Genomic DNA, 11,103 nt, shown 5'->3' with positions numbered 1-11,103 from the left:
CAACGATCATGGACTTGTTTAATAATCAAATTGTTGCCTATAAACTTTATACTCATCAACAAATTCCTTTGGTGATTGATACCTTGAATGAAGCACTAGAAAAGCGAGGAAACCCTAAAGGAGTCATCATCCATTCAGATCAAGGAAGTGTCTATTCTTCTTATGCTTATCAGAATCGGATTAAAGAAAAGAATTTAGTTGGTAGTATGTCACGCAGGGGAAACTGTTGGGACAACGCAGTGATTGAGTCTTTCCACTCCAACCTTAAATCAGAAGAATTTCAGTTTGTTAAATTCCATTCTTTGTCGCTAGAAGAAGTAAAGGAACGTGTGGATCAATTTATGAGTTATTATAACGAAGAGCGTATCCAAGAAAAATTAGGCTACCACACACCAATAGAGTTTGGTGATATGGCAGCCTAAGAAGGTGTTTTATTACTGTCTCAAATGAATAGGTCAGTCTAGTAAGCCGGCTTTTTATATTCCAGTAAAAATTTTCGCCAGTGTATTAAATAAATTCTAATTATTGAAATCATTAGTAATCTTTATGGTAGAATGGCAACAAGTGAAAGGGGAAACAAAAATGTCCATAGATTCTTTACGAGTGTTTGTAACGGTAGTTGAACAAAAACATTTTTCTAGGGCTGCAGAAATATTAAATATGTCGCAGCCTGGGGTCAGTCTTCAGATACGTAATTTAGAAAAAGAGTGGAATACCAAATTGATCTTAAGGTCCCCCAAACAAGTACAGGTGACAGAAGAGGGTAAAATATTATACAGACATGCAAAACAAATATTGAATTTATATAATGAAGCCCATCGTGAAATTAATGATATGCATAATTTTGTCAGCGGTTCACTGAAAATAGGCGCCAGTTTTACAATTGGAGAATATTTGCTGCCCAAGGTCTTAGGACCTTATGCAACAAAGTATCCTATGGTCGATATTCAAATCATCATTTCCAACACAGAAGAAGTTGTGAAAGCAATAAGAAAAAACGAAGTAGATATTGGGCTGATTGAAGGAGAAACAGCTTTTCCCGATATCCATACGAACTCCTTTATGGAAGATGAAATGATTCTGATTGTGCCGCCTGATCATCCTCTGTCGCAGTCAGAATTGGCCGATGAACGAATGCTGCAGGATCAAACATGGATTCTAAGAGAGCAGGGATCTGGAACAAGAGCTTACTCAGATAAGCTCCTGAACAAGCTGCAAATTAAAACGAAAAGAAATTTTATTTTCAGCAGCACCCAAGGCGTTAAGGAGGCGGTCATGGAGGGCCTGGGGATTGCCTTGCTATCGGGGCTTTCTGTCCAAAAGGAAATAAAAAGCGGGGAAGTAAAGGGAGTCCGCATTAACAATATTCGGTTAAAAAGACCCTTATATATCGTAAGCCGGAATGAAACCTCTATTTCTAAAGCAGGGGAAGTATTTATAAATAATCTGATAAAAGTTACTTCTAAATAAATTGCGGCATAGTTGGAATATTCAGGATGGTATAATGAAGAAAAAGCAAAGGGCTGATTGACGTTGACGAAACATTTTTCACTGGAACTTCCTATAATTCAAGCTCCTATGGCAGGCGGCATTTCCACGGTAGAACTTGCGTTTCAAGTCTGCCAGGCAGGAGGGCTTGGCTTCCTTGCCGGGGGATATAAACCAGCTGAGACGATGCTTAAGGAGATTAAAGAATTGCGGATGAAGACGGACAAACCGTTTGGAATAAACTTATTTGTCCCTGATCAGGCCTCTCCAAATTGGCAGGCGATTGAAGAGTACCGCCAAGTTTTAGAAAAAAGTGAAAAAGAAACATGGTTTGAACTTGGCGATGTATATCAAGATGATGATGATTGGGAGAGAAAATTGTCTATTGTGATAGAGGAGAAGGTCCCAGTTGTCAGCTTTACGTTTGGCTGTCCGAGCCAATCGGTCTTTCGCTCACTGAAGGCTAATGGACAATTGTCGGCAGTAACAATTACAAACGCAGAAGAGGCACGAACAGCCTATGAACGCGGTGCAGATTTTTTATGTCTTCAAGGCCAAGAAGCAGGAGGACATCGAGCCACTTTTCAAAATGAGCCAAATCTTGATCAATCTTTTCCCCTGCTAAAATTAATAGAGACCATACGGAAGGAAGTACCGTCTCCTATTATCGCTGCCGGAGGATTAATGAATGGGAAAGAAATCTATCGTGTTTTAACGTGCGGAGCTGATTATGTCCAATTAGGGACTGCCTTTTTATTATGCAGAGAAAGCGGTACGTCTGATGTATATAAAAAGGCTTTGAGAGACCCTGCTTTTCAGGAAACTTCAACAACACGTGCTTTTACCGGGAGGCCAGCCAAAGGACTAGTGAATCAATTCATGAAGAAATACTCTGGCTTTGCTCCTGCTGCTTACCCCTATATTCATCAATTGACCCAGAAAATGAGGAAAAATGCCGCGCAAATTGGAAATCCTCAATATATGTCATTATGGGCAGGGGATGGATATAAACAGATAAGAGAATTGAGTGCTTCGGATCTGCTGACTAAGCTGAAATTGGAAATGGAGGAGGCAGGCTACACTCCTTCCTGATTTTTTTGTCACGGCCATATGAAAGGAGTGCGAATAAATGGAGGAACAGGAAGAAAATAAACGATTTTCTCTCTTTGATAAAATGATAGCCGTCATGCCAAAGATTTATGTATGGGGTACATTAATTATATTCGCATATGCAATTACGGCCTTAATCCACCTGGGTGTCACAAGCTGGTTAGGAGAACAAACAGATCCTCCGCCAATGCCTGTGCCAAATGGAGCAAAAGAGACATTGATCACTCTCATTGTCGCCCCTATTGTTCGTTCTGAATTTTATCAAATTATTTTCAACACTCTTTTCTTATATATGGTTTGGATTTTATTGTTTCTTTTGGCACCCATTGCTTTTTTAAGGCTTACACGCTTTAAATTTTTTAATTTAGAATTTGAAATTGAAAAGCAGGAAGCGGCCATCTTTGAAGTCTTTAGTGTCAGCAGTTCAAAGATGAAATTTTCTTCCTATCTGACATCTGAGGAATTCCAGCTTGAGATATCGGAAGTGATCGCGGACAGCAATGATTATTTGACACCACTAAAATATACCATGGATAATGCAAAAGAATTTTACACAAGGCAGCTGGGTCTGTCTTTCACCTATACGATATACAGTGAGGAAGACTTTTTGAGAGAAAGGCTTCCAAGACCCTTGAAGCATATTTTAGAAATGGCGAAGAGCACCGGAGAACCCGGTATTTCGAATAAAAGTGAACATGATCCCGCATACGCAAAGAATTATCTTCTGTTCTATTTTGAGAATATGGATGGACAATTTGTCACTGTCCTCGATAGTTATGAGACCGAATTTGACACGTTTGATAAATCGCTCCTGTTGATTTTACATAATTTAATCTATGACTATTATCTGCAATACAATTTTATTTATGATGTGGCAGAAGGGAGAATCAATCATGACACCCCTGAAAATTGATAAAAAAACGGGGACAGGTTAAAATGTAAACAGAGGTGATAAGTCCATGAGAGCATTGCTGAAAAAGACGCAGAAAAAGCCAAAGCAAGATATCACCGAAATCATCAGGGAAGCCCAAGGCATTCTCAGGGATGTAAAAGAAGAAGAATTTCAAAAGCCAAAAAAACTTTTGAAAGCAGAGAGAATCCCCAAGGATGATCCGAATATTAGATTATTATTAGGTAAGAAGTAAACCACTTGCAAAAGTGGTCATTTTTTTTTGGCATTCAGCTGTTTTTTTACTATTTCTTGAACAATTGAATTATTGGCAACCAATTCTGATGAATTACTGATTTTTTGCTTTGTAAAATCAACCTGATTAATTTTTCTCGATCGTTTTCCTTTTAGAAAATGATTAAAAGCATTTATAAAAGCCATCTAGAACCACTCCTTTATACAATATATTCATCTCCTGGAATAAATTCCTGTAGAAAATACCCAATGGCTTGAAATGCGGGCACCATCGGATGCATTTTTGGAGTGTTTATTTTTTCTCACTATTCCCCACAAAAGGATGGAAAGCGACATGTTTCCCCATATTTTGTAACATAACTGTAAAATTACTGTGATGTGTCTGATATTATTATTTTGTATATTAGGTTTACTATAGCTGCACAGGGGGAAATATAATTGCTTAAGAAAATAGTTGCAGTTTTTTCAATTTCTGTCATTATGTATGCAGGCATAAGCGGTTTTGGGCATAAAGCAGAAGCTGCGACTTACCATAATAAGGCCATTTCTGTTGCAAAAAGTAACTTAGGAACTAAATATAAATACGGCGGGACTACTGTAAAAGGATTCGATTGTTCTGGACTTGTTCAATATTCATACAAAAAAGCAGGCAAAAATCTTCCAAGGACTGCTGCTGAAATGTATAAAAAAGGTTCAAAAGTAAAAACATTAAAAAAAGGCGATTTAATGTTCTTTGCCACTTCTAAAGCCAAAAAACCAACACATGTAGCCATATATATAGGAAACAGCCAATTTATTCATTCCGCATCATCAAAAGGCGTTTCTTATGCAAAAACAAATAATAGTTATTGGAAACCAAAATATATCGGTGCAAAGCGTATATAAAACTTTATATAATTTCTGAATGAATTAAGCAGCTTATTCAATTGTAAGCTGTTTTTTTGTGTGCAAAAAACTTGAAAGTCAAAATAGGTCAGAGTATAATCAGTGTAGAAAGTCAAAGATAGTCAAACGAAATGAATAATTTAAGGAGGAGTACTATATGATCTGTGAAAAATGCCAGGAAAGACAAGCGAACGTTCATCTTCGTTTGCAATTGAACGGTAAAACTCATGATATGCAGCTGTGCTCCGCTTGTTATAATGAAGAACGTAACAAATTAGGAGCTTCCTTACATGGGAATTTTGGTACCTTCGGAAGTTTTGGAGGCAGCCAGAAACCTTTCGAGCCTGCTTCTAACCCTTTTGAAGGAATAAACCAGCACAATCAGCAGCAAGGAAAAGGATTACTCGATGAATTCGGAAGAAATTTATCGGATGCGGCGAAAGCTGGATTAATTGATCCTGTCATCGGCAGGGATGAAGAAGTAAAACGAGTAATTGAAATATTAAATAGAAGAAACAAAAACAACCCTGTTTTAATAGGTGAACCAGGTGTAGGTAAAACAGCAATTGCTGAAGGTCTTGCACTGAAAATAGCAGAAGGTACTGTACCGGCTAAATTAAAAAATAAGACCGTATATGTGCTGGATGTCGCTTCATTGGTTTCTAATACAGGAATTCGCGGACAATTTGAAGAGCGTATGAAACAATTAATCCAAGAGCTTCAGCAACGGAAGACTGTCATCCTCTTTATTGACGAAATTCACCAGTTGGTTGGTGCGGGCTCAGCAGAAGGATCTATGGATGCCGGCAATATTCTTAAACCAGCTCTTGCGCGGGGAGAAATGCAATTAATTGGTGCGACTACGCTTTCGGAATATCGCAAAATCGAAAAAGATGGTGCATTGGAACGCAGATTCCAGCCAATTCAGGTGAATGAACCTTCGACCGAAGATGCAATAATTATTTTACAGGGCTTAAAAGAGCGTTATGAAACTTATCATGGCGTGAAATATAGTGAGGAAGCATTAACAGCAGCAGTGGAGCTTTCCCATCGATATATCCAAGACAGGTTTCTTCCGGATAAAGCCATTGATTTAATGGACGAAGCAGGTGCAAAGCTTAATCTAACCATTGATGTGCAGGAAGAGGAAACACTAAAAGAAAGACTGGCGCAGATATACAAGGATAAAGAACAAGCTTTAAAAGAAGAAGCATATGAGAAAGCAGCCCTTCTTCGTGATGAAGAAGAAAAGCTTGAAAATATGCTGGAAACAGGGGATATGAAGGATGAGTTGCCAGTCGTATCTGTTTCTCATATTCAAGAAATCATTGAACAAAAAACAGGTATACCTGTAGGCAAACTTCAGGAAGATGAGCAGAAAAAAATGCTGCGTCTACAAGATGAACTTTCTAAAAAAGTCATTGGACAGGAAGAAGCCGTCAAAAAAGTAACAAAAGCAATCAGAAGAAGCCGGGCGGGGCTGAAATCCAAAAATCGTCCAATCGGTTCTTTCTTATTCGTCGGTCCAACCGGTGTTGGTAAGACAGAGCTGACAAAAGCATTAGCAGAAGAATTATTTGGCACGCGGGATTCGATGATCCGGCTCGATATGAGTGAGTTTATGGAAAAACACAGTGTTTCCAAACTAATCGGTTCCCCTCCAGGATATGTAGGACATGAAGAGGCAGGTCAGCTTACTGAAAAGGTAAGAAGAAAACCATATAGCATCATTCTTCTGGATGAGATTGAAAAGGCACATCCGGATGTCATGCACATGTTCCTGCAAATTATGGAAGACGGCAGGTTAACGGACAGTCAGGGACGTACTGTGAATTTTAAAGACACCGTTATTATTATGACAAGTAATGCCGGAGCTGCCGAAAAGCGGAAAGTAATGGGGTTCGGTGCAAGTACAGCTATAGAAGAAGCAAGTATACTGCAATCTCTTGGACAGTTCTTCAAACCTGAGTTCTTAAACCGCTTTGACAGCATCATTGAATTTTCAGCTTTAAAACAGGAAGACTTGTTGAAAATTGTCGATATATTACTTGAAGAATTATTGGAAACAGCTGCTTCACAGCAAATTGAATTGGAAGTGTCAGAAGAGGTCAAAAAGAAGCTTGCAGAATTAGGATACCATCCTGAATTCGGCGCAAGACCTTTACGCAGAGTTATTCAAGAACAGCTGGAAGATGGAATCGCCGATTTCATTTTTGAACAGCCTGATGTTAAACACTTGAAGGCAGTTATAGAAGACAATCAAATTAAAATGGTTTCGAACTAATAGGCAGAGGCCTGATGGAAGTTCCATCAGGCCTTTTGCTGTTCAATCATAAGCAAGTATTTCTTTAGAGGAGTTCTTTGCAATGCTAATAGGAGATTTATATCCTCTTGCTTGTACTCCGTGAATATCCAAATCATCTTTTGCTGTATGGATGGCATATTTCCCGCCGCTCCGTTCTGCCCGAAGCCCGCGGACGGAAATGTTTTGTACCTCTTTCCCGACATATACGGCTTCCGGGGAAGACTCTTGGCAGGTGATATTTGTAAGGAAGATATAATCTGCAGGCTGCGAACCGCCGAAAATCTTGATATCTGTTTCTGCATGTGAAAAATCTTTTACCGTAACATTGCTTAGCGTGACATTTCGAGACTTGTACTGTACTGCTATTATCGGCTGCCCTTGATAATTATATTCCGTATCGCCAATAGCCATAAAATGATTAATGACCACATTGCTGTATGCAGAAATAACGAGAGCCCTCGGTGCAGATTCTTTGTATAATTCTGTATAAACGGGTGCAATAGCCACCAAATTCGAAGCCTTAATATTATAGGCCGTCAGTGACTCAGGGTCTGTATCTTTATGATGTCCGATATGCCTGAAATTAAAGGACCTGTTATCATGGACAGACAGATGTCCAATGATTTGGGTGTTCGATGCAGCAGATGAGGTGGCATGTGCTTTAATCTCCACTCCGCCAAAACAGCGGGCGCTGGAGTTATGGATAAGCCAAACATCCCGAGAGCCGTCATCCACTTCAAATCCATTTGAATTAGAGAAGCCTGTTTGATGGGATCTTCCACTTGGATCGCACATATGCGAATTGGTGATCAAAATATTTCTGCTATGATGCGTTGTTATCCCATCATCTCCGAATCCATATCCATTAAGCCCGTCAAGCCATATAAATTCGCTTTTTCCTCTGGCCCTCATCCCATCGCCAAAATAATTATAAAAGGTAGAGGAGATATCAAAACAATGAAGTCCTGGATTTATTCCTTCTACCTGCCTGACCCATCCATATGTAACATGTGCATATGTAAGACAGCTTGAATGGTTTCCCCATGTGCTCGTCTTGGCATCTGAACCGAGTCTTTCGATATTCCAATCAAGGGACATAGACTCTACCGAAATATTGCAATTTCCGAGTATATGGTTTGAATTAGTTACAAGTCTTGTCCCTTTTGGTGCAGAATCATGAAGTTTAATAATCGTTTTTCCCTTGCCCTCTCCATAAAAACGTGTCCATGACGGAAGGGTAATACCTTTGGTCACATAGATTCCTTTTGGAACGAAGACACTGACCATTCCGCTCCCGATTGCTCTGATAAAGGCCGATGTATCGTCCGTTTTTCCATCTCCAGCCGCACCAAAATCACGAACATTCACCTGTTTTGTTGTTTTTTCAAGCAGATGCATATATTCCTGATTCAACTTTGTTTTCCATTCTGGATAAGCCAGACCTTCCTCATTTACATAGGTATTTGAAGGGGCCTCAATGTCTCGGACTCCTTCACTCAATATCTTTTTTGCTATTACATTTAAAGGGTTTTTAAAGACTGCATATGCTGAATAAGGCTGTTTTTTTATGGAATGCCACACCATATTTTCCGGGTACCTGCTAAAGAGTTCATCGGTTTCTTTAAGAATAGTATCAAGATTTTTTTTATGAGAAAAATAGCTTTTAATTAAATTTTTATTTAAATAAGGATTGTGCTGTTTACCTAAGTCTATCATCCTTGAGCCTCCTTTACTTGCTTGCTACTCTTTATCTTTCCCTTGTGGGAATCATCCATAAACTCGCTTTTATGCAGGAAAAAGACATATTTGCTTTACTGTTACTTCGGGTTGGATTTAAAAAATCTTTCCATTTTTAAATAGGTTATAACATATATTCATAAACTCGGCTGCACAAGTAAGAAAAATAGTTTATAAAAAAGGTTCATCGTCATAGAAATCGAACTATTAGGATAGAGCAACTGGTTTGATACGATGGACACAGCGGGAAAGAAATAGTGAAAAGAAAATAAGCCGGGGGGAATCAGTTATTAAGAATCAAGAATTAGGAAAACAAAAAATAAATAATCATTCCATTAAAAATAGAAATGAAGAAATGGATAAAACATTTTTTTACAGCGGAAATGACTTAGGGTATGTATATAAAAAAAATCAAACTTCTTTTCGTGTATGGGCGCCGACAGCTGAGCAGGTAAACCTAGTGATATACGATTCAGAACAAGGCAGCAAAGGAAAAGAAATAGAAATGAACAAGGCAGAACAAGGCACCTGGCATATCTCATTACCTGGAGATATGGATGGCACCATTTATATGTACAAAATAAAGTTTGAGGGGAATTGGTCAGAGGCAGTTGACCCGTATACCCGCGCGGTGACTGTGAATGGGGAAAGAGGAGTCGTTTTAGATCTTTCCAACACAAATCCTTCTGACTGGAAGAAGGAAAAACCTCCTCTTAACCATTTTGAGGACGCAATTATTTATGAGTTGCATATCCGTGACAGTTCCATTCATCCGAAAAGCGGCATACAGCACAAAGGTAAATTTCTTGGACTAACGGAGACGGATACAAAAGGGCCAAGTGGTTACCCTACCGGTCTTGCACATATAAAAGATATGGGCGTTACTCATGTACAGCTGCTGCCGATTTTTGACTATGCTACTGTAGATGAATCCAGTGATAAACCCCAATATAACTGGGGATATGATCCAAAAAATTATAATGTTCCAGAAGGCTCTTACTCTTCTGATCCATTTAATCCGAAAAGCAGAATAAAAGAACTTAAACAATTAATTCAAACGTTCCATAACAATGGTATAAGGGTCATTATGGACGTCGTTTACAATCATGTTCATTCTGTCGAGGATTCCAGTTTTGAAAAAATAGTTCCTGGCTATTTTTTTAGATATGACGAAAATGGATGTCTGTCCAATGGCACGGGGGTTGGGAATGATACAGCATCCGAACGAAAAATGATGAGGAAATTCATGATCGATTCCGTCACCTATTGGGCAGAAGAATTTCACATTGATGGCTTTCGGTTCGATTTAATGGGCATTCATGATATAGAGACAATGAATGGAGTTAGGGAAGCACTTGATCAGATTGATCCGAGTATCATTCTTCTTGGTGAAGGTTGGGATTTGAATACCCCCCTGCCTGAAGAAAAAAAGGCTAATCAAAAAAATGCAGATAAGATGGAAAGGATTGCCCATTTCAATGATATAATGCGTGACAGTTTAAAAGGAAGTGCTCTGGATGAACATGATACAGGGATTGTAAACGGGAAACAGGGTGTAGAGGATATCATCAAAAAAAGCATAATGGGAGGGCTTGAATATGACCGCAAGTTAGCCGCGTATCATAAACCGGAACAGGTCATCAATTATTGTGAAGCCCATGATAATCATACCCTTTGGGATAAATTATCCATAACCAATCCAGAAGCATCATTGGACGAAAAGAAAAAGAGGCATAAGCTTGCCACATCAATTGTCCTTTTATCACAGGGTATTCCATTTCTTCATGCAGGCCAGGAATTTATGAGAACAAAGGGCGGCGACCATAACAGTTATAAATCTTCAGATTCAGTCAATTGGATGGACTGGAACAGAAGAGCTGAATTTGCTGAAGAAGCAGAATATGTAAAAGGGTTAATTAAGCTGAGAAAAAAGTTCAAAGCTTTCCGTTACAATCAAGCAGAAGAAATAAAAGAACACCTATCATTTACGAAAGCAGAAGCAAATATAATCGCATATACATTACGTAATCCTTCTGAGTCAGAGAAAGTTATTTTTGTCATTCATAATGCCAATCAATCTTCGGCAGAGATTGATTTGCCTACTCAAAAAGAATGGCTGCTTTTGGCTGATGAGTCAAGAGCAGGAACAGAAGAATTGAATCGAGTGAAAGGGCCTAAAATATCCGTTCCAGCTCTCGCAACACTCGTTTTGGCAGAAGCTTAACATAAAAATCTGTTGAGAATACCGGCTGTTATGGGATCATCTTGTATAATTTATCAAATAGCAAAAGAGATCTAAATTCTCTTTTGCTATTTTAATGCAATTTGAAAAGAAGCTGCAGCATAGGCAGCGGTCTAAAAGATTTTTCTCGTGACACGGATTGATACCATATTCTTATGAGATCTGGGCAAAAAAGTAAAGTGAATGTAGACA

10 protein-coding genes are annotated in these 11,103 nt (G+C 38.8%); 8 read left to right on the top strand and 2 right to left on the bottom strand.

Annotation, left to right across the window (positions count from 1 at the left end):
* The 5 genes from BQ4305_RS21165 to BQ4305_RS21145 form a co-directional block, all read left to right on the top strand.
* On the top strand, positions 1–422 hold a 422-nt coding region (locus BQ4305_RS21165), incomplete at its 5' end, for an IS3 family transposase (RefSeq protein ID WP_199880794.1).
* 160 nt (positions 423–582) lie between these two features.
* Positions 583–1,470 (top strand): selenium metabolism-associated LysR family transcriptional regulator, encoded by an 888-nt coding sequence (locus tag BQ4305_RS21160; RefSeq protein WP_110929670.1) that lies wholly within the window; start codon positions 583–585, stop codon positions 1,468–1,470.
* Positions 1,471–1,533: 63 nt separating this feature from the next.
* Positions 1,534–2,580 (top strand): nitronate monooxygenase, encoded by a 1,047-nt coding sequence (locus BQ4305_RS21155; RefSeq protein ID WP_110929669.1) that lies wholly within the window; start codon positions 1,534–1,536, stop codon positions 2,578–2,580.
* A gap of 37 nt (positions 2,581–2,617) precedes the next feature.
* On the top strand, positions 2,618–3,511 hold the full coding sequence (locus tag BQ4305_RS21150; protein ID WP_110929668.1) for a hypothetical protein: 894 nt from the start codon (positions 2,618–2,620) through the stop codon (positions 3,509–3,511).
* 46 nt (positions 3,512–3,557) lie between these two features.
* Positions 3,558–3,743, top strand: coding sequence for a hypothetical protein (locus tag BQ4305_RS21145; RefSeq protein ID WP_110929667.1), 186 nt, complete (start codon positions 3,558–3,560; stop codon positions 3,741–3,743).
* A 17-nt stretch (positions 3,744–3,760) separates the two neighbouring features.
* Here the strand turns inward: BQ4305_RS21145 and BQ4305_RS21765 are convergent, their stop codons facing one another.
* Positions 3,761–3,928: a hypothetical protein gene (locus tag BQ4305_RS21765; protein WP_199880793.1), complete on the bottom strand. Its 168-nt coding sequence runs from the start codon at positions 3,926–3,928 to the stop codon at positions 3,761–3,763.
* Positions 3,929–4,222: 294 nt separating this feature from the next.
* On the opposite strand from BQ4305_RS21765, the gene BQ4305_RS21140 reads away from it, so the two are divergent.
* Positions 4,223–4,627, top strand: a complete 405-nt coding sequence (locus BQ4305_RS21140) for a C40 family peptidase (RefSeq protein WP_110929725.1) — start codon at positions 4,223–4,225, stop codon at positions 4,625–4,627.
* A 157-nt stretch (positions 4,628–4,784) separates the two neighbouring features.
* Entirely contained in the window at positions 4,785–6,911 is a 2,127-nt protein-coding gene (locus BQ4305_RS21135; RefSeq protein WP_110929666.1) for an ATP-dependent Clp protease ATP-binding subunit, read from the top strand.
* 42 nt (positions 6,912–6,953) lie between these two features.
* Here BQ4305_RS21135 and BQ4305_RS21130 read toward each other — a convergent pair whose 3' ends face one another.
* Positions 6,954–8,648, bottom strand: coding sequence for a glycosyl hydrolase family 28-related protein (locus tag BQ4305_RS21130; RefSeq protein ID WP_110929665.1), 1,695 nt, complete (start codon positions 8,646–8,648; stop codon positions 6,954–6,956).
* A gap of 247 nt (positions 8,649–8,895) precedes the next feature.
* Here BQ4305_RS21130 and pulA point away from each other — a divergent pair, with 247 nt between their 5' ends.
* Positions 8,896–10,893: a type I pullulanase gene (gene pulA / locus BQ4305_RS21125; RefSeq protein WP_234397020.1), complete on the top strand. Its 1,998-nt coding sequence runs from the start codon at positions 8,896–8,898 to the stop codon at positions 10,891–10,893.
* Positions 10,894–11,103 lie beyond the last annotated feature (210 nt).

It is taken from the genome of Bacillus massiliglaciei, assembly GCF_900098925.1.
GTDB lineage: Bacteria > Bacillota > Bacilli > Bacillales > DSM-1321 > Peribacillus > Peribacillus massiliglaciei.
The sequence above is the reverse complement of the archived record's forward strand: the minus strand, read 5'-3'. Positions and strand labels throughout refer to the sequence as shown.

Coding starts and splice junctions, on each gene's coding strand:
- BQ4305_RS21130 (WP_110929665.1), bottom strand. CDS start 8,648: ATGATAGACTTAGGTAAACAGCACAATCCTTATTTAAATAAAAATTTA.
- BQ4305_RS21135 (WP_110929666.1), top strand. CDS start 4,785: ATGATCTGTGAAAAATGCCAGGAAAGACAAGCGAACGTTCATCTTCGT.
- BQ4305_RS21140 (WP_110929725.1), top strand. CDS start 4,223: ATGTATGCAGGCATAAGCGGTTTTGGGCATAAAGCAGAAGCTGCGACT.
- BQ4305_RS21160 (WP_110929670.1), top strand. CDS start 583: ATGTCCATAGATTCTTTACGAGTGTTTGTAACGGTAGTTGAACAAAAA.
- BQ4305_RS21150 (WP_110929668.1), top strand. CDS start 2,618: ATGGAGGAACAGGAAGAAAATAAACGATTTTCTCTCTTTGATAAAATG.
- BQ4305_RS21145 (WP_110929667.1), top strand. CDS start 3,558: ATGAGAGCATTGCTGAAAAAGACGCAGAAAAAGCCAAAGCAAGATATC.
- BQ4305_RS21765 (WP_199880793.1), bottom strand. CDS start 3,928: ATGGCTTTTATAAATGCTTTTAATCATTTTCTAAAAGGAAAACGATCG.